Raw genomic sequence first — 25,228 nt, forward strand, 5'->3', positions numbered from 1 at the left:
AAGCGCGCCGGGAGCGCCCGCCTGTCCTCAGTGCGAGAGGAGCACGGGGATGATCGCGTTCGACAGGAGGTCGCGCGTCACCCCGCCGAATGCGGTCTCGCGCAGCCGCGAATGCATATAGGCGCCGACGACGAGCAGGTCCGCCTGCCGCCGCCGGGCATGGTGCTCGAGCACCTCCGCGACGCGCGACCAATCCCCTTCCGGCAGCGCGAAGGTCGAGACATCGAAGCCGTGCCGGACGAGATGGCGCTGGGCTTCGGCAACGGTGGCGAGTGCATTGGCGTCGCCGGGATTGGCGCCGACGGTGACGAGCTCGACGCGTGCGCCGGGCTCGGCGATCGCCACCAGGTCGTGCACGGCGCGATTGGCTTCGGGCGACGCCTTCCAGCCGACGATCGCGTGGCGGATGCGGCCGAGCGGCTTGTTCGGCGGCAGCAGCAAGAGCGGCGTCCCGGTGGAAAGGAGCAAGGTGTCGAGCACACGGCGGCGCAGCCATGGCACCTCCCAGCACTCCTCCGTGCCGACGACGCAGAGGTCGGCGAGCGGCCGGCTCAGCCTCAGGTCCTGCGGGATCCATGCGACGTCGTCGCGAAGCCCGTAGACCTCGACCGGACAGGTCGCTTCGGCGACGAGCTTGCGCACCTCGGCGAGGCGCGCTTCCTCGTCGCGGCGAAGCTCGTCCTCGGGAAGGTAGAGCGCGCCGAGCGGCGCGAACTCGGCAGCGAGCAGCGGTCCGGCGGAGAGGGTAACGACCTCGCAATAGGCGCCGAAGCTTTCCCCGAGCGCGACCGCCGCTTTGAGGAAGGGCTCGGTCCGTTTGGCGTTGTCGATGACGAACAGCAGATCCTTGATCATGACTCGCTCCTTTCGCGTGCGGAGCGAAGCGCCAATGCGCCGGCGATGCGCTTGGGAATGTTCCGTAGTGGCGGCGGCAATGGAGCGATGCCCAGCGGCTTCAAGCGCCCTTTCCGTCTGCGGCCACTACGGGCAATTGCGCATTTCCGCGTGGACGTGCCTGGCGAATGCTCTCCTTCGATCGATCGAGGGAGGTTCAGATGCTGATTCCGCACGGCGCCTTGGTGCTGGTGCTCGACGATGACCATGTCCGCCTGCTCCGCAACCGTGGCCGCGACCATCAACCCGACTTCGAGCTCGTTCCTGCCCGGCTGCTGACCCGCGCGCTTGGCGACGGTCCGGCCGATCCGCGGCGAAGATTGACGGAGGTCCTGGACACGATCGCGCCGCTGCTGGCCGCCGGAACGCCGCTCCTGCTGGTGGCGCCGTCGCGGACGCTGGGTGGGCTGCGCGATGCGCTTCCCAAGGCCTATCGCGGGCACGTCGTCGCCGAGATCGCCAAGGACCTCACCCGCTGCCCGCCGGCCGAGCTCGCCGAGCGCCTGCACATGGCGCACGCATGAGGCCCGGGCGCCTTGGCAGGCTGCTGCTCGCTCTCGCCTGCGCGGCGCCAGCGGTTGCGCAGCAGGTGGTGGTGCCGGTGGCGCCGGGAAGCATCATCGAAACTGCGCAGCGGCTCAAGCCGGGCGAGTTCCTCTGGACCCCGCAGGTGGCGCCGCAGGGCCCTGTGGTGCTGATCGTCAGCATCGCCGGCCAGCGTGCCGTGCTCTATCGCAACGGCGTGCCCATCGCGGTGACGACGGTATCGACCGGCCGCCCGGGCTATGAGACGCCGACCGGGGTGTTCACCGTGCTCCAGAAGGAGGTCGAGCATTATTCGAGCCTCTACGACGATGCGCCGATGCCCTATATGCAGCGCCTCACCTGGGGCGGCGTCGCTCTGCATGCCGGAAGCCTGCCGGGCTATCCGGCATCGCACGGCTGCATCCGGCTGCCGCCCGCGTTCGCCAAGCTGCTTTATGGCGTGACGCGGCTGGGGATGACGGTTGTCGTCACCGATGCGCGCGACCTGCCTCGGCTCGCGCCGGCGGGGGACCCACTCCGGGGCAAGGCCGGCGCCGCCCCTCCGGGGGAAAGCTGGTGGCATCCCGAGCTGGCACCCGACGGACCGGTATCGATCGTGATCAGCGCAGCCGACCGCCGCGTGGTCGTCCTGCGGAACGGGCGGGAGATCGGGCACGCCGCGGTGACGATCGCCGGACGTGTGGAGGCGACCACCGCCTATGTCCTCGCCGATGGCGACGGTGCGAAGCGGCAATGGTTCAGCGTGGCGCTCCGGCCGGACGCGAAAGCCGATCCGGTTCCGCCGCGATTCTGGGACGGCTTCGGTGTCGATCCGGCGTTCCGCCGGGTAGTGGCGGCGATTGTAACGTCCGGCACGACGGTCGTGCTGACCGGGGAAAGCCTGGTTGCGGGAAGTCCGCCGTTTACGGTCCTGGAGGAGAATTAGGCAATCCGTGCGGACGACCGGCGCACGACGGCACTGGCAATGGGACATCCGACCGACTGCCTCGGGCACTGTCCGGCGGCGCATGGGTGCCGCGCAAGGTCGAGCGATGGAGTCAGCGCGGTAGCGCCTCGACGGCGTGCTGCACGGTATCGAGTGCCGCTCGGCGCGCCGCGTCGGTCGGCAGCGCGGCGAGGCGCGAGTCGAGCAATTCGCGCAGCGCCGCCTGACGGCTCGACAGGTCCTCGCCGGCGACGAGCGCGGGGGCGTCGGCGCGCGGCGCAGCGCTGCGAATAGCGCGGGCCTGCGGCGCAAGCCGGAAGGATTCGCCGAGCACCGGTACGATCGGGGCGGGAATGCCGGGAAGCTGCGCCGCATCGGCGGCAAGCCGGTCGAGCGCGGGGGTCTCGCCATGGTCCAGGAACAGGTTGCCGCGGATCGGCGCGCGGGCTGCGATCCATCGCAGCAGCCCTGCCCGATCGGCGTGCGCCGAATAGGCGTCGAGCGACTCGATGTGCGCGCGGACGCGGACGTCGGCGCCGGAGATGCGAACCAGGCGGGCGCCGCTTTCGAGGACTGCTCCCAGCGTGCCGCGCGCCTGATAGCCGACGAACAGCACGGTCGAATCGGCCCGGGGCAGGTTGCGCAGCAAATGGTAGCGGACGCGGCCGCCGGTACACATGCCCGACCCTGCGATGATCACCGCCCCGGAGATGCGGTTGAGCATCTTGGATTCGTCGACGCTGCGGGTGAAGCGGATCTTGGGATGGTCGAATGGGGAGGGGCCGCGGCGCGGGGGGGTGTCGTAGCGCCGGTAGGCACGCGTCACCTTGTCGGCGAGCGGTGCGTCGATGAACACCGGGACTGGCGTGAGCCGGCCCGAATCGAACAGTGTCACGAAATCCTCGATCAGCAGCTGGGTGCGCTGGAGCGCGAAGGCGGGGATGACGAGATTGCCGCCGCGCGCCAAGGCCGCCTCGGCCGACTTTGCCAGCCGCTCGCGCCGCGCTTCCTCGGTGGGAACGACGCGGTCGCGATCGCCATAGGTCGCCTCGCAAACGACATGATCCCAGCCGCCCTCCGGCGCCGGCGGATCGGCGAGTTTCGTCGCGCCGTCGCCGATGTCGCCCGAGAAAAGCAGGGCCTGGCCATCGAGGCGGAGCTCGACTGAGGCGGCGCCGAGGATGTGATGCGCATCCCAGAAGCGCAGCTCGAGCCCGGGGAGCGGCTCGTGCCACTTGCCCGCGCGCAGCGTCTCGACCTGCGCCACCAGCTCGGTCACGTCCTCGAAATCGTAGAGCGGCTCGAACGGCGGCAGCCCGCTGCGATCGGGGCGCTCGTTGCGCCGTTCGGCATCGGAGGCCTGCAGCTTGGCGGCATCCATCAGCAACGGTCCGAGCAGCTGGCGGTTGGGCGGCAGGCACAGCACGGGCGCGCGCAGCCCTTCGCGAACCAGCAGCGGCAAGCGGCCGGCATGGTCGAGGTGCGCGTGGGTCAGCACGACCAGGTCGAGATCGCGCGGATCGAACGGCAGCAGCTCGTAGTTCAGCGTCTCCAGCGTGCGCGAGCCCTGGAACAGGCCGCAGTCGACGAGCACGCGATGACGTGTTCCGCGCAGTTCCATGCATGACCCGGTGACCGCGCCGGCGGCGCCGTGGAAGATCAGTTCAAGCGGCATGGGGAGGTCCTCAGGCGGCGTTCAGCAAATTCTCGACGCGGACAACGCCAGGCGCGGCGCGCGCAGCCTGTTCGGCTGCCTTGCGGCAGGCGGCGCCGTCGAGCGCGCCGCGCAGCCGGACTACGCCCGCCTCGATCTCAATGTCGATCGCCGCCGCCTCGGCCTCGACGAGCTGCTCGAGTGCGGCGAGGATGCGGCCGCGCAGGTCGGCGACGCTGGGCGGACCCGACACCTCGATTCGGTCGACGACGTGGGTCACCCCGCCGATGCGGGCCGCAGCGGATCGCGCCGCCTCGCGCTGATAGCCCCAGTCCACGGCACCGCTGAGCGTCACTCGCCCCTCGGCGACGGCCACGTCGAGCACGCCCGCCGGCACGGCCGCGTCCAGCATAAGGATCGCCCGCACGCGCTCGGCGATCTCTGCATCGGTGGGCGAGCCGAGCGCCGGGTCGATGGCGATGCCGTCGAAGGCGCGTCGCAGGGCCGGGACGCGGCGGGCGGCGGCGAGTGCCGCCTGCTTGGCGGTGAGGTTGGGTAGGGAGCCCGATACCACGGCCACGCCATCGCTGACGGTCACATGCAGATGCGCCGCACCGACTCGCGCATCATGATCCAGCTCGTAGAGCACGTCCCGCTTCAATCGCGCATCGTCCGCCATCTGCACCTCCCTCGACCGGGCCATGGTGGGCAATCCGGCGGTCGCGCTGAATCCGTGATCTGCCGGAGCATTTCGGCCGAGCGTCAAGAATGGCGCCTTGCAGCCGCGCCGCCGACGATAGCAATCAAGCGCCATTGCCATTGCCATTGCCATTGCCATTGCCATCGCCATCGCCGTCGCCGTCAGGTGCGGGCCGCTCCGGCGGCGCGGTGTCGGGCGATCCTTCCTCCGGCGCGGGGGGCGGGCATTCGGGCGCCGCCGGCGCGCCGCGTTCGGTCGGCCAATGCGGCGGCGGCGCCTCCGGCGGGGCGTGGGGATCGACCGTGTCGGGCGGCGGAATGAGCGGTGATTTTGCCATCGTTCGGCTCCTTGGGGATATGGGCCGAAGATGCCGCGCTGGGCGTCCGAGGCCATCCGCAATCCTACGAAGCGGCGCCGAGCTCATCCGGGCAACTACGCATTGGGTTCGCGGCTCATTTTGGGTCTGATCTCCGTCGGCCTTTGATGGAGGAACCCAATGAGACGCGTCATCCTCGCGACCCTGTTGCTTGCCGCCGCCTGCGACAAAGCCCCGACCGTCAACGACTCCGGGCCGGTGGCGGGTACGGCAACCAATGCAACCGCGGCAGTGTCCGGATTGTCCGATCCCCGGCGCCGGGCGGTGTTCCTGCGTGCGATCCGAGACGCCGGGATCGACTGCCAGGGCGTGACGGCCGCCGAGCAAATCGAGAGCCGCGGTGGACTGCCCCGGTGGCGTGCGCGCTGCACCGACGGCCGCCAATATCTGATCGATGTCGCGCCCGATGGCACCGCGCATATCCTGAGCCGCATCGAGCGCTGACCGATGCCGAGGCGGCCTCTTGGCGTTTCGGCAGCGCGCCGGGCTCGCAGGCGACCGACGCTGAGCGATTGGACGATTGCGGCGGTCGCGCTGCTTGGGCTTCTCGTGCTGGCGCGCCTTGCCTGGATCGTGCTCAGCGACCTTTGGGTCTTCATCATTGCCTGGTCGCAGCCCTGAGGCGGACGCCCCGCGCGAACTCGTCCAGCCGCTCGATCTCCTGCTTCGACCGGCGCCAGCGCGAGTCGTGCTGCGCCCGTTCGTGCCTGCCGAGAATGGCGGTATCGCGCACGGACCGACACGGCCGCGGGTCGCACGTATCCTCGATCGTGTGCTGTCGTTGAGCGACGCGGCGCTGCGTGCCGAGCTGGCGCGCGTGATCGCGAGCCTGTCGGACCGCCACCGCGATGTCGAGCCGGTCCTGCGGCGACGCTACTATGACCTGGTCGAGCCGCAGGCCGACGGCCGGGAGGTTAGCGCCGAGCAGGCGCTGCTCGCGGGCGCCTATTTCGTCGAAGAATATTCGTTCGAGGCCGCGGCGCTGTTCAACCCGAGCATCGTGCCACATCCCGACCAAGAGGACGTGGCGCCGGGCGCGATACGCGTGGTGCTGTCGCTGCGCGGCGTCGGCGAGGGCCATGTCTCGTCGATCATCTTCCGCACGGGGATCTTCTCCGAAGCAGGCACGCTCGTCATCGATCCGCCGAGTCCCCGCGCCGTGTCTCCCCAGATCGAGACGATCCCCGGCGGCGCCCCGGACGATCCCGGCGTGCGCTTCTACTATGGCGCGCACGAGGACCTCTCCGAGCTGGTGATCTTCCCCGTCACTTTCCGCCAGCGCCATGGCATCGAGGACCTGCGCCTTGTCCGCTTCACCGACGAGGATGGCCACGTCACCTATTTCGGGACCTATACCGCGTTCAGCGGTGAGGCGATCCGTCAGGAGCTGTTGCGGACACGCGACTTCGTGAGCTTCGAGCTGAGCGCACTGCGCGGCGCCATGAGTGGGACCAAAGGCATGGCGCTGTTCCCGCGCCGGGTCGGCGGCCATTATGCGATGCTCGGCCGCCAGGACCATGAGAATATCTGGCTGCTCAGGTCGAACGATATCTACAGCTGGGAGAACGGCGACATCATCATTTCGCCGCGCTGGCCCTGGGAATTCATCCAGCTTGGGAACTCGAGCTCGCCGATCGAACTCGACGAGGGTTGGCTGGTCATCACCCACGGGGTGGGGCCGGTGCGCAACTATTGCATTGGTGCATGCTTGCTCGACAAGAAGGACCCCGCCAAGCTGTTGGCCCGCTCGAGCGAGCCCTTGATCCGGCCAAGCCCGGAAACCCGGGACGGCTATGTTCCCAACGTTGCCTACAGCTGCGGTGCGCTTGCGCTCGGCCGGGCGCTGCTGCTGCCTTATGGCGTGGCCGACTCGTTCACGGCGTTCGCGACGGTCTCGATCGACATGCTCCTTGCGGCGATGGACTGAGCTTGCGTCGACCAACTGACTCTGGCCAGCTCTTCCGGTGCGGTGGATATCCGAGAGCGGAGGCGCCAGATCGGGTGTCCGACGGTCCTGGAAGTTGAGAAACGCGCCTGAGAACGCGCGCCGGACATGCCGCCTTTAGGCTGCATCGATCCGGCCATCCAGCACCGCCGAACAGCGGAACGATAGAGGCGAACGCCGTTGGTCGGCAAGCCGGGGGATGTCACGCCCGATCCTGATTGCGGCGTCGCCTTGCATTTTGCGTTTTGCTCGTCCTAGTCTTGTGGTGCGCCGTAGGAGCGGCGCCGAGGCTTGAGAACCTCGACCTGAGAGGCAGGACCCGGCGCACCTCGTGCGGCCGGGTGACCGTCGCATCCGTACAGGCCGTTCGCGGCTAATGCGGGCGACGCATGTCTTCGGCGCGTTCTCGACACCGGTTTTCGCCGGCGGCCTCGCAGATGGAGGCGGATCGGACATGGCGGATAGGCGTCGATCGCAGCGACATTCGGCCGGGCGGGCCCCGGTGAGGCCATGCGTCTGAACCTGACCTCGGACGAGATCGGCGGCGCGTGCGGGACTGCGCGTCTCGCCGAGGGCGACCCGCTGCCGCCGGAGAACCGCGTCGTTCGCGTCGTTCCCGAGCGTTCCCTCGATGACCTCTATCGCGCCGAGACGCCACGGCTGATGCGATTCTTCTCCAGCCGCTCGGGCGGTGATGATCCGCGCGACCTCGTCCACGAGACCTTCGAGCGGCTGGTACGCAAGGGTGCCGCCTTCTTGTCCGCGCTCGACCGGCCCGAGGCCTATCTCAGCCGGATAGCGATTAACCTCGTGCGCGATCGGGCCAAGTTTGCGGTCAGGCATCACGCCGCAGCACACGTCCGGGCCGACGACGCATCGCTCGCGACCGGCGACCCGCATGATCGCCTCGAGGCGCGGGACATGATCAAACGCCTCGAAACCGCTATGAAGCGCCTGCGTCCACTTACGCGGGAGATCTTCATGGCCTGTCGCCTCGACGGATACAGCTATGCCGAAGTTGCGGAACGGACCGGCCTCAGCGTGCGCGCGGTCCGCAAGCAGATGAGCCGGGCCATCGCCGAAATCGACCGCGCGCTGAGCGAAGACTGATGGCGAACCTCGGCGGCGGCGCCAAGTCAGGCGAGGTTGCGCGCCGCGAAGCGCGCGATTGGGTGGTGCTGATCCATGACTCCGGTGCCGAGGTCGATTGGGCGGCGTTCGAGCGCTGGCGCGCCGCCGATCCGCGCCATGGCGAAGCGTACGAGCGGGCCGAGCGCGCCTGGAACCAGTCCGGCTTGCTAGCCGAGACCAGCTTCGGACAGACGCGCAACCTGCCCGAGCGGCGCCACGGGCGGTTCGGCCGGCCGGTGGGGTATACGCTGGCGGCCGCGGCGGCGCTGGCCGTCCTCTTCATCGGGCTGGCGATCGCACGGCCGGAGATGCTGCAGGGCCTGACCGGTGCCGGGTCGAGCGAATTCAGCGCGCCGGTGGGCGCGATCCGCACGGTCGCGCTCGACGACGGCTCGACCGTGACCCTCGATTCCGACAGCGCGCTTCGCGTCGCATTCGGCGCCAGCGAACGGCGGCTCGAACTGCTCAAGGGGCGGGCGCGGTTCGATGTCGCGCATGAGGCGGACCGTCCGTTCATCGTGGCCGCGGGCGGCGGCGCGGTCATCGCGCGGGGAACCCTGTTCGATGTCGGCCTTCACGACGGGCAAGTGACGGTGACCCTGTTGCGCGGCGCCGTCGAGGTCCGCAACGCGGAGGCGATGCGATCGGCCACGCCGTCGCCGTCCAAGGTCAGAACGCTCCGACCCCAGCAGACGATTGCCTTCGTCGCCGCGGCGCCGCTGCCCGTGCCGCAGGCGGCAGCCAAGGCAGACGCGCAATGGACCTCCGGCATGCTGACGTTCGACGCGACGCGCCTCGCCGAGGCTGTCGCCGAGATCAACCGCTATAGCGGGACCAAGATCGTCCTCGCTGATCCTGCCATCGCCGAGCTCCGCATCACCGGCGCCTATCGTGCCAGCGACACTGCCGGATTCGCGCGGACCGTTGCGCAGTCGCTGCGATTGCGGGTCACGCGAACCCGAGAAGGCAACCTGCTTCTTTCTGCCTCGCCGGCCGGCTCGCCCAGCTGAGATTTTTCTGACCGGGAAGGGGGGCCGACTTTCCCCCGCTGTCGTCAACCGCCTCGAACGACGCGCGCGAACGCGCGTCGCATCCGGGGGGAGGAGACGATGACGGTCCGACGATTTCTCGGGAGTATGTGCGGCGCCGCAGCGCTGGCGATGGCGGCGGCGCCCGCACCCGCGCAGCAGGTGGCTGAACAGGCCTATGACCTTCCAGCACAGCCGCTTGGCGACGCGCTGCGCGCGGTGGCGGTCGCGTCCGGCACCAGCATCATCGCGCCAGCGGTGCTGGTGGCCGGCAAGACCGCGCCGGCGTTGTCGGGCCAATTCACGCCGGCGGTTGCGGTTGCACTGCTGCTGCGCGGCTCGGGCCTGCGAGCACGGCAGGTCGGCGGCGACCTGATCGTCGAGCAGGACTCCGCGGAGCAGGACGCCGATGCCAGCACCTCGGATATCCTGGTGACCGGCTCGCGCATCCGCGGTGCTGCGGTCGCGTCGCCAGTGATCGGCATCGATCGGGAGCAGGTTCGCGACGCAGGCCAGGCGACCCTCGGCGATGTCGTGCGTGCGATTCCGCAGAGCTTCGGCGGCGGGCAGAACCCGGGGATCGGCATGAACGTCCCCTCCGGGAGCGGTGTCGATGTCGGTGGCGGCTCGTCGGTCAACCTTCGCGGGCTCGGCAGCGACGCGTCGCTTACGCTGCTGAATGGCCGCCGGCTCGCCTATACGGCCGTCAAGCAGAGCGTAGACGTCTCCGCGATTCCGCTGAGCGCGATAGAGCGGATCGAAGTCGTGCCCGACGGTGCGTCGGCGATCTACGGCTCCGATGCTGTCGCCGGGGTGGCGAACATCCTCCTCCGGCGTGACTATGAGGGCGTGGAAGCCAGCGCGCGTGTCGCGGCGTCGACCGAAGGCGGCAATGTCGAGCAGCAATATGGCGCGCTCGCCGGCACGCGCTGGTCAGGCGGCGGGGCACTGGTCGCCTATCAATATGGCGACAACACCGCGATCCGTGCGCGCGATCGCTCCTATGCCGCGCGCCGCTCGCCCGGTCTCGACCTTTATCCGGCGATGCGCCAGCACAGTGCCATCGCGACCGCGCACCAGTCGCTCGGGTCTGGGCTCTCGTTCGAGATCGACGGCCTCTACAACATCCGCTGGAGTGACCTCACCTTTCCGACCACGCCGACCGGCGATCTTCACGAGGGGCGGGCGACCTTCTCGTCGGTGGACAAGGCCTTCGCGATCGCGCCGGCCTTTCGCCTGGAACTTGCGCACGACTGGCAGGTCACGCTCAGCGGCAACTATGGAAAGGACCGCGTCGATTATCGGCAGGTCGAGTGTGCGCTCGATGCCTGCAGGGATTCGGGGCCGGGCTTCTATCGAAACACGGCACAGGGTTTCGAGCTCAGCGGCAGCGGCAAGCTGTTTGCGCTGCCGGGCGGCGCCGCGAAACTGGCGCTCGGCGGCGGCTATCGGTCGATCGGCTTCCGGCGCTATTCCGCCGCCAATGCCGCGATCAACACGGCGCATGCGCAGGAGAGCTATTACGGGTTCGGCGAGCTCAGTCTCCCGCTGATCGGGCCTGGCGAGCACGTGCCGTTCGTGCACCGCATCGATGCCAGCGCGGCGCTACGCTACGAGCGCTATCCCGGCATCGACGACGTCGTGACACCGAAGCTCGGCCTGATCTGGTCCGTCAGCCCGGATATCGACTTCAAGGCGAGCTGGGGCAAATCCTTCCGCACGCCGACGCTCTATCAGCAGTATCAGCCGCGGGCGGTCTATCTCTATCCGCCGGCGGCGCTGGGCGCCACCGGTGCGCCTCCGGGGTCGGGCGCGCTCCTCATCGTTGGAGGCAATCCCGACCTCAAGCCGGAGCGGGCGACGACCTGGTCGGCGACGCTCGCACTGCATCCGCGCGCCCTCCCCGGGGCACGTCTTGAGATCAGCTATTTCGACGTGGCCTATCACGACCGCATCGTCGCGCCGATCACGCTTGGACGCGAGGCGTTGAGCAATCCGATCTATCGTGACCAGATCACCCTCGATCCGGGCGCGGAGGACCAGGCTGCGGTGATCGCCGGCGCCGGCACGTTCCTCAACCTGACCGGCACGCCCTATGACCCGGCGCATGTGATTGCGATCGTCGACAATGCGAACGTCAATGCAGGTCGTCAGACCGCGCGCGGGGTCGACGTGCTCGCCAGTTACAGCGCGTCGATCGCATCGAACCAGACGCTCACCGTCTCGGCCAACCTTGCCTATCTGGACAGCACACAGCAGCTCAGTCCGGACCAGCCGGTCCTGCCGCTCGCCGGCGTGATCTTCAATCCGCCGCATTGGCGCGGCCGCGCGACCGCCGGATGGTCGGGCGGACCGCTGACGCTGACCGCGGCAGTCAATCATGTCGGTGGGGTGCGCGACGTGCGGTTCGATCCGGCGGTTTCGATCGACAGGATGACCACCTTCGACCTGACCGCGCGCTACCGGGTCGAGGCGATCACGCCGGTGTTCGACGGTCTCGACCTGACCCTTTCGGTCCAGAACCTGTTCAACGATGAACCCGATCCGATCGCGGTCTCGATTCCCTACGACACGCCCTATGATTCGACCAACTACTCGCCGGTCGGGCGGCTGGTCGCGTTCCAGGTGCGCGCGTCATGGTGAGGGGGGCTTTCGCGTTGCTGGCGCCGCTCGCCGCCACCACGGCTCCGACCGCCGCCAGCGCGGCGTGTACGGGGATTCTTCCCGTCGCGACGGAGCAGTCGCAGCCGGCGCGTGCGATCTCCACGCGCGATCTTATCGAGATGCGCGAGATCGGCAGCCCCGACTCGGCCTCGTTCGCCAGCCCCAGCCCCTTTGCCGTATCGCCCGACGGGACGCGTGTCGCGTACGTCGTCAACCAGGCGAACCTCGCCGCCAACGGCTATTGCCGCGCGCTGGTGGTGAGCGTCATTCGCGGCGCGGCGCCGCCGCGCGCGGTCGACCGCGGCGGCGAGCTCATCAAGCTGGTCGACGTCCAGCAGGGGTTCTACCTGCCGGCCGGCGCCACTGCGGTGGTCGTGCCGGTGTGGTCACCCGATGGGCGGAGCCTCGCCTATCTGCGCCGCGACGCCGGCCGGACCCGGGCCTGGGTGGCCGCGGCGGACGGGAGCAGCGCCCGTCCGGTTTCGCAGGCGGAGGTCGACGTGGTCGCGGTTGCGTGGAGCGGCGATGGCACGCGCCTGATCTATGGCACGCAGAAGGATCAGGCGGCGCTTGAGCGTGCGATCGACGCGGAAGGCCAGCGGGGATGGCTGTACGACGAGCGCGTCACTCCTGAAATCTCGGCGCGACCGCGGCTGCGCGCCACCGACGCGCGCGATGTCTTCGCGGCCGACCTTGCGACTGGGCAGGTCCGCCCGGCTCAGCCGGAGGACGATGCGCGCCTCAGGAGCGCGCCGCCGTCCAGCTGGATGGTCGATCCTGCATCGACCGCGCCCGATGGTCGCCGCGCGTGGGTCGAGCGTGACGCTGCCTCGCCGATGGCACCATCTGTCCTGATGGCGGCCGGGCTGGCGGGTACGACGATCCGCTGCGGCAGCGCATCATGCTCGAACGGTATCCTCTCGATCTGGTGGGACCAAGGCGCAGTGCTGTTCCTGCGCAGGGAGGGCTGGAACAAGGGAACGATGGCGCTCTATCGCTGGAAACCGGGGCCTAAGGAGCCGGTCGCGGTGCTGCGCACCGAGGACGTGCTCCATGGCTGCGTCATGGCGCCGCGCGAGCTCGTCTGTACGCGCGAGAACAGCCGGACCCCGCGCCGCGTGGTCGCGATCGACGTCAGGAGCGGGGCTGGCCGCGAGCTGTTCGACCCCAATCCGGAGTTCGCTGGCATCCGCCTCGGGCAGGTGCGGCGTCTTGAGTGGCGCAATGCCTATGGTCTTGAAGCATGGGGCGATCTGGTGCTGCCGCCAGATTATCGGCCCGGAACGCGCCTGCCGATGGTTGTCGTCCAGTACCATAGCGACGGCTTCCTGCGCGGAGGGACCGGCGACGAATATCCGATCTTCCTGCTGGCGGAGCGCGGCTTCGCCGTGCTCAGCGTCGAGCGGGTGCCGTTCTTTGCGTCCGCCTTTCCGGACCTCAAGAGCTGGGATGCGATCATTGCCGTCAATCAGAAGGACTGGTCGGAGCGCCGCAGCCTGCTGTCCTCCGTCCTCACCGGCGTGAGATTGGCGATTGACCAGGGCTATGCCGATCTCAGGCGGGTCGGCATCACCGGGCTCAGCGATGGGGCGAGCACGGTCGCCTTCGCTCTGATCCATTCGGGAGTGTTCGCGGCGGCCGCGATGAGCACCTGCTGCACCGAGCCCAACACCACGATGACCTATGGCGGGATCGCCTGGGCGGACTGGCTGAGGAGCATCGGCTACCCTTCGGCGACCAGCGACGACCGCGCGTTCTGGCGCGATATGTCGCTCGCCCAGAATGCGGCGAGGATCGACACGCCATTGCTGATGCAGCTCTCGGATGTCGAGTTCCGGCTTGGGCTCGAGGCGTTCAGTGCGCTGCGTGAGCAGGGCAAGCCCGTCGAGATGTACGTCTTCCCCGACGAGGCGCACACCAAATGGCAGCCGGTGCATCGCCGCGCGGTGTACGAGCGCAATTTGGACTGGTTCTCGTTCTGGCTGCAGGGGCGGGAAGATGCCGGCTCGGCGAAAGGGGAGCAATATGCGCGCTGGCGCAGGATGCGGGAGGCGGCTCGCCAGCGACCCGAAGCTGCCGCTAATCCTGCGCGCGAGCCCAGGCCTCAGCGTCGACCAGTTCCATGATCCGCACGAAGCCGAAGTCGCGGGTCGGCCCGCTATGATCCAGCGCATCGGCGACGGCGCGCCTGTCAAGGAGTCCCGCTTCGGCCAGCGCGCCGCCGAGCAGCATGTTCCGGATGACAGACCGGTTCTGCTCGAAGATCGCCGCGACGAAGCCGGTCGGTGCCCCCTTGGAGCGGCGGTCGATGATTGCGGGTGGAAGGCTGGTCTCGAAGGCCCGGCGTGCCGCCGCGCGGTTTCGGCCTGGGGCGATCCATGACCAGCTCGGGACGCGCAGGCACGTTTCGACGACCGGTTGGCTGACCAGGGGAGACATTGACGGATAGCGCGCCTGCGCCTGCAATGCCTCGACGAGGTTCTGCGCCGGCGCCAGCAGGGCGATATGGCTGGCGCGTCCCGGCAGCACGCCTGGCGGCGGCGCGAACCAGGGGTGGCGCTCACGCGCCAACGCGGCTGCCTTGGCATCCGCGGACAGGAAGGCGAGGTTCGGCGCGAGATGGGGCGGACGTGAGCGAAACCAGGCGCGCGCAATCGTCCTACGCAGCAAGGTCGCCGTTCCCGTTTGGGCGAGGTCGCCGAGCGCGCGCGCCGCGATCCAGAAGCGTTGATCGAAGCCGCTCGTGAGCAGGCAATCGGCGAGAATGCTGACGCTGCGCAAGCCGAAGAACACATTGTCGCCGCCGCCGCCGTCGACGATCAACTCGGCGCCCCGGGCTTCGGCCACTTCGATCGCGATGTCGTCGAGCGCCTGAGTGAAGCAGCGATGCACCGGGTAGGGCATCTCCGCGGCGCCGGAACGGCGAACGTCGATCTTGTCCAGCGCGAAGCGGCGGCACTCGAGGTCGATTCCGAGGGATTGGGCAGCCAGGCTCGCGTAGCGCCACTCGTCGCTTGCGGCGTCATTCGCGATCAGATTGAGACCGCTGAAATCGGCATTTGCCTCGGCGAGCACCGCCGCGACGATCGCAGAATCGAGGCCGCCCGAAAGCAGGAGCAGGCATGTCCTGTTCCTTGTCCGTGCCCTGACGGAGAGCTGTATCGCATCACACACGCGCCGGGCAGCGTCGTGCGGATCGTCGATCTGCAGCTCCTCGGCAACGAACCGCCAAGGCGACCAGATCGCCCGCGGCGTGATCCCGTCAGGTGTGATCCGCAGGCTGTCGCCGCCGCGCAGCTCCGACACCTCGCTGAGACAGGTCTCGTGCGAACGCCATTCGGGATAGGCGATGTGGCGTGCGAGAGCCGGGACATCGAGGCGGCGTTCAACATTGGCGATCGCGCACAGCAGCGGGAGATCGGACGCGACGAGCAGGGCAGCGCCGGAGCGAAGGTAATAGCAGCCGAGGTCGCCGAAGGGCGCGCGCACCAGGGTTGTTGCACCGCTGGAATTGATGACGACGGCGACATAGGCACCCCAGTAGGCCTCGACGAGCGTTTCGCCGCACGAGCGTTCGATGGCGATCGATGTGTCGGGACCCAACGACCGGCACGGTTTCGCCTCACCGCGCGCGAAGATCTCTCCGACGATGGCCGCACCCGGCAACCTGAGGCAGCTCTCCGGACGATCGCTGAACAGAAGGACGCCGCCGGCGCCGAAAACGAGCGAGAACGATGCTGGAAGCGCCGCTTCGATCCCGGTTCTCGCCGGTTCTGCCTGCGCAGATCCGCCCGGGAAGATCGCGGCGGCGTAGCGGGTGCGCATCAGATCACCAGGATCGGCGTGAACATGCGGACCATGTCGAACCGGTCGTTCACCAGGTAGCCCTCGCGCTGGACCCAGCAATGGGCATTGAACGGCCCTAGCCGGACGCCGATGACCACGTTCGTCGATACGCCTTGCCTGAGCAGCCGTCCGGACACCGCGACCGATCGGGTCAGGCAATTGTCGAGGGCGCTGACGATGCCTTCCGCGCCTCGGAATGCAGCGACCGTCCGAAGCAGCCGCTTCGATACCTCCGCCTCACCGGGCTCACGGAGCTTTGCCTTGCCGCGGCCGATCGCTGCCAGAGACCGGCGAAGACCCAGCAACTTCAATCGCGTGCGGCTGCTCGCGAGGCTGCCCAGCGCCGCCAATATCGACGGCGTGCTGACATGCGGGAGCGGCGCATCGAGCAGGCTCGCTTCGGGAACTTGCGGAGGCGTGCACGGTGCGAGCGGCGCGCATCCCGGCTGCTCGGTCAGGATGCCGCTACGGCGCAGGGGTATAAGGTCGGACGAAACATCGCCGTGACCGCGTTCGACCAGCCGGGCGAAGCTTCTTTCGATCGGCTCGGACAGGCAGAAGTAACGGTCGGCGGAAAGGTCGAGAAAGACCAGGCGATCGTCGGCACGGCAGAAGGAGACGCCGGGGCGAAGGCCAAAGGACATGGGGCGGCACCGGAAAGAGACGCGCGGCCCGGCCGGGCCGCGCGTCGAGATCAGTCGTTGGCAAGGCCGAACGGCTCCTGGCCGTTCCGGAGGTCGATCGGCAGGCCCACGCTGCCCTTGGTTTCGATGCTCGCGGTGCCGAGCTCGATCACATCATCTTCGCGTTCCATAACTGCTCTCCTGCTGTGCTGCACGTGACGCAGCCTCGAGAGAGTACGCAGTCCGCGAAGATACACGAAGTATATAATCCGGATATATGTCGAATGTTGGCCCGGTGATCCTCAGGTCCCGACGGATTTATGAAGAATCCGAGCGATCTCCATCAACGAACGTTGCCGACGCCGATGGTAACTCAGGACAAGTCGACGCAACTCTGAGGCAATTCCGCGCGCCAGTGCGGCTTCGATTTCGGAGATTTCCTTGTGCCAATCTTTGAACAGGAGCGACTCGCACATGCGAGCCGCGTAAAGGCGATCATTGACCGAGCTGATCTCTCGTTGAAACTCCGAATTGCCGGTGCATGATCCGATATAAGCGAAGGCGGTGCCGACGCGTTCGCCTGCCTCGGCGGGTAAGCCATCGGAGCCCGGTATTCCTGCGGCAGCCGTATTCCATTTCCTGAGCGCCAGCAGCAGAATTTGACCGCTCCAGGCGTAGAGATCGCGCAGCGCTGGCGTGTCGAGTTGCGCGACATGGAAGCCGTCGCCAGCCCGCGTCTCGATCAGGCGCTCGCCGGCGAGAAGGTGAAGCGCGTCGCGAACGGGGGTGGCGCTGCTGCTCAGCTGCTGCGCCAGCGCCGCTGCATCGATCCGTTCTCCTGGCCGATAGATACCGGACAGGATCCGCCGCTTGACTGCATCATAGACGCGTTCGGCGGTTGCTCCGGAGTTCATCGGACATCAGCCTGTTCTTCGGCGTAGGCATTGATCATTGCCTGCTGGTCGGGTCGCAGTGCATCCACGGCGGCAAGCGGCTCGCCGGCATAGTCACCGAGCAGCACCGACGGGCATTGTCCCTCGAAATTCCCGAGATTGGGACGATGCTGACGGTAGCCGGCGAGGGCGGCAAGCTCAGGTGACAAGCGCCGGGCGACCTCCGGCGGATAGGCGAGCCAGGGGTTTTCATAAGGTTTGAGCCAGCCCAGCGAGTAGCCGACCACGACTCCTCGGCGAACTTCACCGCTCTCGTTCGCTCCTGCGCTGTGCAGGGTCGATCCGAGGAACACGACTGCCGATCCGGGCGCCATCTCGGCAGCGACCGGCGCGCGGTCAGGTTCGGGCAGAAGCGCCTGCGCTCCGTGGCTACGCGGCCAGATCCGTGTCGCGCCGTTCTCGGCGCGAAACGGCGTGAGCGGCCAGATCACGTTGACCAGATATTCGATCTCGCCCTTGGGGGCTGCCCACATGTCTTGGTCCCGGTGCGGAAACTGCGCGGGCGCACCAGGATGGACGGCGATCGCCTGTGTCGTGTTGAGTTGGATGCAATCGCACCAGGGACTGAGGATCGCCTCGGTGATGCCGAGAATGACAGAATGCTGGACGAGCGCAGCGGCGTGGGCGGATCGCGCCAGCAGCCGTCCAAACCTTTTGGTGGTCGCGCCATAGAAGCCGCCCTTGCAGAACGGCGTACGTTCGAAGGTCTCGGCAAGGTCGGCATCTAGCGCGGCGATCGTTGCCGGCGGCAGCGCATCGGGGATGATGCACCAGCCCTCGCACCGGAGCTCGGTGCACCATGCGGCGACGATATCGTCGTGGGCGTTGGTCATGTTCGGCCCTCTGCGCATCAGGCGGCGGCGCGACCGGCGCCGGCGAAGAGCATAGGCCGCGCGACAATGCCGGCGGCAGCGAGAAGGCCAGGCGTTTCGGCGGTGATCTCAATGTCGAGCGCGATGAGCGTTGCGCCGCCAGTCATCTGTGGCAGGCCGAGCGGCCGGCATCGCCAGCCGAACGTGAGAATCTGCTGGAACCAGCCCATCTCGGCGATCGCGGTGTAGCGGGCGATACCGTTGGCGAACGCATGATCGGCAAGCGCCATCACCAGCGTGTCGCGCACGGCGCGGCGCTCGGATGCCCGCAAGCCGCGGTCGAGGCAGAACCGACTCACTTCCCATATGTCTCCCCCGCGCGGAGGCGTGACGGAGCACAGGTGATCGTAGAGGCTGTCGAGGAGGTGTGGTCGGGTGGTCGGCAGCAACCGTGCCGAACCGAGATGACCACCCCGGTGATCGGTGAGCACCAGATAGCAGGCGTGCTCGTCGTCGAATTGGTCAATTTCATATCTGCCGTCGAGGACCGGCACGTCCCACTTCAGCAGATCGACGAATACACGCTTGCGCGCGGCGAACATTGCACGAAGCACGCCGTCCGGCGTGGGCTGCGCATCGAACTGAAGCACATGCAGCATGGCTCGGGCTCCCTGACCGTGGTCGGATCAAGGATCGGCCGGGACGGCGAAGCGGTGCTATTCCGGAAAAGGGTAATATCAGCGGCCGAAAATATCGCTGAAGGTGATCGTTCCGTCGAACAGGACCCGGGCGATCAGCGATGTCCGCTTGCTCAGATCGTAACGCTCGCACGCCATCTTGACGTGCCGGGCAACTGTTTCCTCGCTGACGCCCAGGATGCGGCTGATCTCCCAGTCGCCCTTGCCGCGCGCCGCCCACAGCACGCATTCGCGTTGCCGGTCGGTGAGCGCGGGCGGCGGCGGTATCGGCAGATGCCCACGCGTGGTCCACAGGCGCCGCGCGGCTTCGAACGCGAAGGCACCGGCAAGCTGCGCAACCGGCAGCATGTCCTGCGGCATTGGCTGGTTCGCTTCGTTGGCGAACGAGCAGGAGCCGCGGGCCTCGCCGGGCACATGCGCCGGCACGGTGAAGCCGTCGCCGATTCCCTCCTCGCGCCCAAGCGCGAGAACGCGTCGGTCCTTGGCGGTCAGTGGAATCATCTGAGGCATGCGCGACCAGCAGAAGCCAACGCTGGTCACATGGCTGGCACGGTGGACAGGATCGGAGACGCCCAGCGCCTGCCGGTCATAATAGTCGGCCCACCGTGCCGGATAGTTGTGGATGCGGATGGCATTGCCCACCGCGGCGACATCGACGTGGTGGCTAAGCGCGAAATATTGAAAGCCCAGCCGCGCCGCCACGATCGCCATCGCGGCCGTCATGTCGTCGACGCTGCGGACCCCCTCGACGATGCGGATGAGCTGCATCGCCGTCAGATGTATGTCCATCGGCTCGCATGCCGACCGCAGGCGGTGTCTCAGGCCGCCGGGGATCCCGCGATCGCCCTTATCGCTGCGTGCCGACCGAACGGCGGTTTCTCACGCTGCCGTCCGGCGACTCATGTCACGAAATCAACATATCATAGCTGGCTAGCGAAAAGAAACCGGCGGCAGAGCCTGCTATACGGTGATTGCCGGTTGCTACGCCACGGATCGCGCCCTGGCGCGAAGTCCCGCTGCTTCGCGGCACGGAACAGGTAGTGATCTCGCCGTCTGATAAGGGGACGCCCGATTGGCGCGATCCCGCGGACTACGCGCGCCTCGCTCGTATCGATCGAGCCGGACTTATGTGGGAATGGCTGCGCCGCGATCCGGACTATATCGCTTGGCATGCTCGCGCGAGCGTCGCGACGCGCGGTGTATCCGGCATCGGTCCCGATCCTTCGCGATGGGGCCTTCACTTTCGCTGAGGAGCCGGCTCGCCACGCCCCCGAGGCGCGTATTATTTGGCGTGCCGATCTCGATCCGGGCACGCTCGATGTGGTGGTCGTTTCTGCCGATTGCGCCGATTCGGATCACGTTATGCTGGAGGAGCTTGCGCCTTGGCTCACGGTCGTGGCCGGTCCCGACGGGCGGGAGCACGCTGTTCTCTCGGACGGTTGGCATCACATCCGCCTAGACGTCGAAACGGGGAGCCTCGCCCGGGGTGGGCGGGTCCTCCTCCTCTATCGACTGCAAGGCTTGGTCAGTGCTCGCCCGCGGTTGCTGCCGCTGAGGCGCTTCCTCGACCTTGTCGAGCATCACCGCTTTGCCGCCTCGCTGTTTCCGCGCGATCCATACATTGCTCGTTGGCTGGTGTTATTGCGCGTCCACGATGCGCTCGCAGCGGGCGCGAGCCAACGCGAGATCGCCGAGGTCCTGCTCGGTGCCGGACATGTCGGCGATTGGAAAAGTCGATCGGATTGGGTGCGCTCGCGCGTGCGGCGGTTAGTACGCGGTGCGGGAGCAATGGCGCGAGGCGGCTATCGCTCGCTAATGCGGCATGGTCGGACTTCGCGATAAGAAATGTAAGGGGGCTCGAGGCTCGAGAGATGATTATGCACCTCAATGCCACAGTTGTCAGAGCTTCCGTCTCAAGGAGGGCGGCCGAAAGTTCGGGTTCTTTGGATCGCAGCGCCCCGCCCAAATCTTCCATGCGTCGGCAATCCGTATAGCGGCGACGCCAGCAAAGATTGCTCCGACACCGCCTGTGATGCGATCGCGGCTGCCACCTCCAGCATGCATCAAGCTCCTAGCACGAGATCGATGGATGCGTCGGCGTATGCCAAGACGGTGGTCTCACTCATTACTCCGCCCCTTCGTCACGGGCCATTGAGCGATAACCGTGCTTGTCCAACGCGGCTTCCACAACGTTCCATTCGACGCCTGGAGCGACGATCCTAAAACCTTCATCATGACTTGCATTCGGTAAGACTTGAGCTGTAACCCCGCCTTCCGCAAGCAATACACGGATCCGTTCCGCCTCGCTTTCGCGCATATATTCTCTTGTAGTTTTTAGATTCCAAATATTTCTAATGATCCATGAGACAGGAAGGAAGATACCTGGACCGAAATATTCAGCGGACTTGCTATCGATTCGATCGAAGCGCCGATCTCATCCTGTCCCGCGGCATGCTGCAGTTGCGAAGTGAAGGGTATCAGCAATGCGGTTGCGCTTCCCGCCCTTTTGCAACAGCCTCAGCGGGGTATTTCTCCACTTGCAACAAGAAAGGGGAGTTTTGTGATCGAATCCGTTAGTGAGCCGCTGGACGCTACCGATTACCGCATTCTCCAGGAGCTATCCGTCGACGGACGCGTGTCCGACGTCGCGCTGGGAGAGCGCGTCCATCTGTCGAGTACCGCCGCGGCGCGGAGGCGCAAGATCCTGGAAGAGCAGGGAGCGATCCGCGGGTACAACGCCGACCTCGACCTCGGGCGGCTCGGTCTCCACATTGTCGTACTGGTCGCGATCGAGCTGAGCTCGCAGGCCGAGCAGGTGCTCAACGAATTCGAGACGGCGGTGGTGCGCTGCCCTTCGATGTCGTTCTGCAGCTTCGTATCGGGCGACACCGACTTCGTCATGATCGTGCACGTCCGATCGTTCGAGGATTATGACCGGATCTATCGCAGCGAGCTCTCGACGCTGCCGCATGTCGCGCGCATCCGCAGCAGCTTCGTAATGCGCCAGGTGGCGCAGCGGACGGCGCCGCCGATCCTGTTCGGGAACAGCGGCCGAAATTCGTCGTCCAGAAGCGAATCGGCGTAGATTTTTCTTCCATGCCCCGCTGCGGTTGATGAAAAGCGTCGAAAAGCAGGTGAAGTGTGATGAAATTCTGCTTCGTATACCGCTTTCGACGTAATATTTCCTGAGAAGCTGCGCGCGGTTTCCGATAATTTTGTTTCGAGAACAGGCCGGATCGCAGCGTCGCTGGAATGCCAGGGCAGCGGGAACGGCAGCTTAATTCCAGCAGAGAGGAGGACAACGACCCAGGGAGGGGGTGCCGAGACGGACAAGGCCAACAAAAGGGGCTGTCATGACGCATCTCGGCAATATCGTTGCGCGCAATTCGAAAACCCGGGCGTTCCGGCACGCCATTCTCGCTACTGTCGGTACGGCCCCATTGTGGCTCGCCGGCGCCGCCGCCGCACAGAGCGCCGATGCTCAGAACACCGAGCCCCCCTCGGCGCAGCAGGTCCTGCCTCAGGGCGGGCCGATCCGCTCCTCCAATACGGACACGCAGACGGTGAACGAGGCCGGGGGGCGCCCGGTCGATGCCGAAACCGGCGAGTCGCTGTCCGACGGTTCCCAGCCCAGTGCCGGCGTGGGCGAGATCGTCGTGACCGGCAGCCGCATCGTCCGCGACGGCTACAGCGCGCCAACGCCGGTCAGCGTGATCGGCACGGCCGACATCCAGGCCAATGCCCCCGCCAACCTCGCCGATTTCGTCAATACGCTGCCGGCGATCGCGGGCAGCTCGACGCCGGCCAACAGCTCGGGTTCGCTGTCGAACGGCAATGCCGGCATCAACGCGCTCAACCTGCGCTCGCTCGGCACCAACCGAACGCTGGTGCTGCTCGACGGTCAGCGCTCGGTCGCGTCGAGCGTCAACGGGACGGTCGACATCAACACCTTTCCGCAGGAGCTGGTGGAGCGGGTCGAGGTCGTCACCGGCGGCGCCTCGTCCGCCTACGGCTCCGACGCGGTCGGCGGCGTCGTCAACTTCATCCTCAACAAGAACTACCAGGGCTTCAAGGCGTCTGCCGAGTCGGGCATCACCACCTACGGCGACACGCCCACCTACAAGCTCACCATGACCGCCGGGAAAAGGTTCCTCGACGACCGGCTGCGCGTCATCGTCAGCGGCGAATATTTCAAGCAGGATGGCCGGCACACCATCGACCGCGACTGGAACAAGAGCCGCACCTTCCTGATCACCAATCCCGACTATACCGCGACCAACGGCCTGCCGCAGTATATCGTCGCCTCGAACGTCGGGCTCAACCAGATGACGCCGGGCGGCCTGATCCGCCAGATCGGCGCGACCGCGGGCGCCTATGCCGGGCCGCTCGAGGGCACCTATTTCGGCCTGATCGACCCGGCGACGGGTGTCGCGACCACCGGCATCCTCAACTTCGGTGCGCAGAGCGCGCCGTACATGGTCGGTGGAGACGCCGCCTATACGCTGAGCTCGCACCTCGGCACCAACACGCTGTCGCCGGACGAGGAGCGGATCACCGGCTTCGGCCGGGTCAGCTTCGACGTCACCGACAGCTTCCAGATATTCGGCCAGGTCAGCTACAATCGCTACGAGGGTCTGTCCTACTACCAGGCCTCGCGCACGCCCTCGGTGACGATCGCGGCCGACAACGCCTATCTGCCCGCGTCCGTCCGCACCGCGCTGGCGGCGGGCGGCTACGGCTCGCTGATCATGGGCACCACCAACGCCGGCATCCCGGCGGCCGGCAGCCACAACACGCGCGAGGTGTTCCGCTACGTCGCCGGCGCCAACGGCAGCTTCGGGATCGGCGGGGGCCAGTGGAAGTGGGACGCCTATTACCAGAAGGGCGTGATGAAGGCGCACGAGCTGCTGGTGAACACCTGGAACACCGCGCGGCTCGCGCTCGCCACCGACGCGGTGTTCGCGCCGGCGGGGAATGCGGCGGGGCTCGCCGCCGGCACGATCGTCTGCCGCTCGACGCTGACCGATCCGGCCAACGGCTGCGTGCCCATCAACCGCATCGGCGTCGGCGGCATCACCCAAGAGGCTCTCGACTATATCTTCGGTCCCGGCCAGCCGGAGCGTTTCCAGACGATCAAGCAGGACGTGGCGGCGGTGAGCGTCAACGGCACGCTGTTCCGCCTGCCCGCCGGCCCGGTCGCGGTCGCCTTCGGCGGCGAGTGGCGGCGCGAGCAGGTCGACGGCACCGTCGACCCGCTCTACCAGTCGGGCTGGCAGTACGGGAACTATCAGGTCAATCGCGGCTCCTACGACGTGACCGAAGGCTTCGTCGAGCTGGCGGTGCCGGTCTTCACCGGCTTCGACGTCAACGCGGCCGGCCGCTTCACCCACTACAGCACCTCGGGCGACGTCCAGACCTGGAAGGTCGGCGCGACCTGGCAGCCGATCAAGGACATCAGGCTGCGCGGCACCATCAGCCGCGACATCCGCGCGCCCAACCTCAACGAGCTGTTCGCCAGCGGCACGCGCCGCACCAACACCGTGCAGATCCCGCTCGCCAACGGCACCTTCCGGCCCGACACCTTCCTCGAGAACACCACAGGCAACCTCGACCTCCAGCCGGAGAAGGCCGACAGCTGGAGCGTCGGCGCGGTGCTGACGCCGACCTTCCTGCCCGGCTTTGCGCTGTCGGCGGACTATTTCGACATCTCGATCAAGGACGCGATCGGCGTCATCTCCGCCGACAACACCGCGATCCTCTGCTACGTGCAGAACGTCCAGTCATTCTGCGACAACATCATCGTCGATCCGGCGACGGGCCTCACCCAGCAGATCAACCTCAAGCCGATCAACTTCTCGTCGCAGAAGGCGCGCGGGCTCGACATCGAGACCAGCTATCGCGTGCGGCTCGACGAGATCGCGTCGGGCCTGCCCGGCGACCTCACGCTGCGTGGCCTTGTCACCTACAATATCGAGAACACGACCGACAACGGTATCAACCTGCCGGTCGACGGCGCAGGATCCAACACCGGCAACGGCCCGCCGAGCTGGGTCTACAACGTCAGCGCCACCTACAGCGTCGCCGACCTGACCTTCAACCTGACCGGCCGCGGCATCAGCGACGGCGTCTACAACAACAACTATGTCGAGTGTACCAGCGGCTGCCCGGCATCGACCGCGGACAACCGCACGATCAACGACAACCACATCGACGGCGCGCTGTTCGTCGACACCTCGATCACGGTGAAGTTCCCGGCCTGGGCCGGGCAGGGATCGCTGCAGCTCGCGATCCGCAACCTGTTCGACAAGGACCCGGTGATCATCGGCAACGGTCCGAGCCAGGACAACACCACCGCCTATCCGCAGACCAACCGCAACTTCTACGACACGCTGGGCCGCACCTTCCGCGTGGTGGCGCGCATCGCGCTCTGATC

23 protein-coding genes are annotated in these 25,228 nt (G+C 67.1%); 12 read left to right on the top strand and 11 right to left on the bottom strand.

Going from position 1 to position 25,228, the window contains the following annotated elements; all coding sequences use genetic code 11:
* Window positions 1–27: 27 nt before the first annotated feature.
* A complete protein-coding gene (locus tag LZK98_RS05150) occupies window positions 28–855 on the bottom strand; it encodes a universal stress protein (protein ID WP_233785328.1) in 828 nt (275 codons plus the stop codon).
* A gap of 200 nt (window positions 856–1,055) precedes the next feature.
* Here LZK98_RS05150 and LZK98_RS05155 point away from each other — a divergent pair, with 200 nt between their 5' ends.
* Together LZK98_RS05155 and LZK98_RS05160 are read left to right on the top strand one after the other, a co-directional pair.
* Entirely contained in the window at window positions 1,056–1,418 is a 363-nt protein-coding gene (locus LZK98_RS05155) for a baeRF12 domain-containing protein (RefSeq protein WP_233785329.1), read from the top strand.
* On the top strand, window positions 1,415–2,365 hold the full coding sequence (locus LZK98_RS05160; RefSeq protein WP_233785330.1) for a L,D-transpeptidase family protein: 951 nt from the start codon (window positions 1,415–1,417) through the stop codon (window positions 2,363–2,365). Before LZK98_RS05155 ends, LZK98_RS05160 begins: the two co-directional genes overlap by 4 nt.
* Window positions 2,366–2,477: 112 nt before the next feature.
* Here the strand turns inward: LZK98_RS05160 and LZK98_RS05165 are convergent, their stop codons facing one another.
* The 3 genes from LZK98_RS05165 to LZK98_RS05175 form a co-directional block, all read right to left on the bottom strand.
* The gene (locus LZK98_RS05165; protein ID WP_233785331.1) at window positions 2,478–4,040 is read right to left on the bottom strand and encodes an MBL fold metallo-hydrolase RNA specificity domain-containing protein; all 1,563 of its coding nucleotides are present in this window, start codon (window positions 4,038–4,040) and stop codon (window positions 2,478–2,480) included.
* 10 nt (window positions 4,041–4,050) lie between these two features.
* On the bottom strand, window positions 4,051–4,722 hold the full coding sequence (locus tag LZK98_RS05170) for a BON domain-containing protein (protein WP_233785332.1): 672 nt from the start codon (window positions 4,720–4,722) through the stop codon (window positions 4,051–4,053).
* A gap of 100 nt (window positions 4,723–4,822) precedes the next feature.
* A complete protein-coding gene (locus LZK98_RS05175) occupies window positions 4,823–5,056 on the bottom strand; it encodes a hypothetical protein (protein WP_233785333.1) in 234 nt (77 codons plus the stop codon).
* A gap of 159 nt (window positions 5,057–5,215) precedes the next feature.
* Here LZK98_RS05175 and LZK98_RS05180 point away from each other — a divergent pair, with 159 nt between their 5' ends.
* The 6 genes from LZK98_RS05180 (at window position 5,216) to LZK98_RS05205 (ending at window position 13,989) form a co-directional block, all read left to right on the top strand.
* Window positions 5,216–5,539 (top strand): hypothetical protein, encoded by a 324-nt coding sequence (locus tag LZK98_RS05180; protein WP_233785334.1) that lies wholly within the window; start codon window positions 5,216–5,218, stop codon window positions 5,537–5,539.
* A gap of 244 nt (window positions 5,540–5,783) precedes the next feature.
* On the top strand, window positions 5,784–7,022 hold the full coding sequence (locus LZK98_RS05185; protein WP_233785335.1) for a glycoside hydrolase family 130 protein: 1,239 nt from the start codon (window positions 5,784–5,786) through the stop codon (window positions 7,020–7,022).
* A 528-nt stretch (window positions 7,023–7,550) separates the two neighbouring features.
* Complete coding sequence (locus tag LZK98_RS05190; protein ID WP_233785336.1) at window positions 7,551–8,150, top strand: RNA polymerase sigma factor; 600 nt, start codon at window positions 7,551–7,553, stop codon at window positions 8,148–8,150.
* On the top strand, window positions 8,150–9,181 hold the full coding sequence (locus LZK98_RS05195; protein ID WP_233785337.1) for a FecR family protein: 1,032 nt from the start codon (window positions 8,150–8,152) through the stop codon (window positions 9,179–9,181). Before LZK98_RS05190 ends, LZK98_RS05195 begins: the two co-directional genes overlap by 1 nt.
* A gap of 99 nt (window positions 9,182–9,280) precedes the next feature.
* Window positions 9,281–11,842, top strand: a complete 2,562-nt coding sequence (locus LZK98_RS05200; protein ID WP_233785338.1) for a TonB-dependent receptor — start codon at window positions 9,281–9,283, stop codon at window positions 11,840–11,842.
* Window positions 11,836–13,989: an Atxe2 family lasso peptide isopeptidase gene (locus LZK98_RS05205; RefSeq protein ID WP_233785339.1), complete on the top strand. Its 2,154-nt coding sequence runs from the start codon at window positions 11,836–11,838 to the stop codon at window positions 13,987–13,989. Before LZK98_RS05200 ends, LZK98_RS05205 begins: the two co-directional genes overlap by 7 nt.
* Here the strand turns inward: LZK98_RS05205 and LZK98_RS05210 are convergent.
* The 7 genes from LZK98_RS05210 to LZK98_RS05240 form a co-directional block, all read right to left on the bottom strand.
* A complete protein-coding gene (locus tag LZK98_RS05210) occupies window positions 13,943–15,688 on the bottom strand; it encodes an asparagine synthase-related protein (protein ID WP_233785340.1) in 1,746 nt (581 codons plus the stop codon). The genes LZK98_RS05205 and LZK98_RS05210 overlap by 47 nt on opposite strands.
* Window positions 15,688–16,353: a lasso peptide biosynthesis B2 protein gene (locus LZK98_RS05215; protein WP_233785341.1), complete on the bottom strand. Its 666-nt coding sequence runs from the start codon at window positions 16,351–16,353 to the stop codon at window positions 15,688–15,690. Before LZK98_RS05215 ends, LZK98_RS05210 begins: the two co-directional genes overlap by 1 nt.
* 50 nt (window positions 16,354–16,403) lie before the next feature.
* Window positions 16,404–16,523, bottom strand: a complete 120-nt coding sequence (locus LZK98_RS05220; protein WP_233785342.1) for a benenodin family lasso peptide — start codon at window positions 16,521–16,523, stop codon at window positions 16,404–16,406.
* A 111-nt stretch (window positions 16,524–16,634) separates the two neighbouring features.
* Window positions 16,635–17,246: a GntR family transcriptional regulator gene (locus tag LZK98_RS05225; protein WP_233785343.1), complete on the bottom strand. Its 612-nt coding sequence runs from the start codon at window positions 17,244–17,246 to the stop codon at window positions 16,635–16,637.
* Window positions 17,243–18,118, bottom strand: a complete 876-nt coding sequence (locus LZK98_RS05230) for a phytanoyl-CoA dioxygenase family protein (protein ID WP_233785344.1) — start codon at window positions 18,116–18,118, stop codon at window positions 17,243–17,245. The genes LZK98_RS05225 and LZK98_RS05230 overlap by 4 nt, the downstream gene beginning before the upstream one ends.
* A 17-nt stretch (window positions 18,119–18,135) precedes the next feature.
* The gene (locus LZK98_RS05235; protein WP_233785345.1) at window positions 18,136–18,756 is read right to left on the bottom strand and encodes an acyl-homoserine-lactone synthase; all 621 of its coding nucleotides are present in this window, start codon (window positions 18,754–18,756) and stop codon (window positions 18,136–18,138) included.
* 78 nt (window positions 18,757–18,834) lie between these two features.
* Window positions 18,835–19,584 (bottom strand): LuxR family transcriptional regulator, encoded by a 750-nt coding sequence (locus LZK98_RS05240; RefSeq protein WP_233785346.1) that lies wholly within the window; start codon window positions 19,582–19,584, stop codon window positions 18,835–18,837.
* 338 nt (window positions 19,585–19,922) lie between these two features.
* On the opposite strand from LZK98_RS05240, the gene LZK98_RS20680 reads away from it, so the two are divergent.
* From LZK98_RS20680 to LZK98_RS05255, 4 genes are all read left to right on the top strand, one after another.
* Entirely contained in the window at window positions 19,923–20,045 is a 123-nt protein-coding gene (locus tag LZK98_RS20680; RefSeq protein ID WP_406693891.1) for a transcriptional regulator domain-containing protein, read from the top strand.
* Between the two features lie 112 nt (window positions 20,046–20,157).
* Window positions 20,158–20,637 (top strand): DNA -binding domain-containing protein, encoded by a 480-nt coding sequence (locus LZK98_RS05245; protein WP_406693893.1) that lies wholly within the window; start codon window positions 20,158–20,160, stop codon window positions 20,635–20,637.
* A gap of 718 nt (window positions 20,638–21,355) precedes the next feature.
* Entirely contained in the window at window positions 21,356–21,880 is a 525-nt protein-coding gene (locus LZK98_RS05250; RefSeq protein WP_233785348.1) for an Lrp/AsnC family transcriptional regulator, read from the top strand.
* 268 nt (window positions 21,881–22,148) lie between these two features.
* On the top strand, window positions 22,149–25,226 hold the full coding sequence (locus LZK98_RS05255; RefSeq protein ID WP_233785349.1) for a TonB-dependent receptor plug domain-containing protein: 3,078 nt from the start codon (window positions 22,149–22,151) through the stop codon (window positions 25,224–25,226).
* Window positions 25,227–25,228: the final 2 nt, after the last annotated feature.

The sequence above is a fragment of the Sphingomonas cannabina genome, assembly GCF_021391395.1.
In the GTDB taxonomy this organism is placed as follows: domain Bacteria; phylum Pseudomonadota; class Alphaproteobacteria; order Sphingomonadales; family Sphingomonadaceae; genus Sphingomonas; species Sphingomonas cannabina.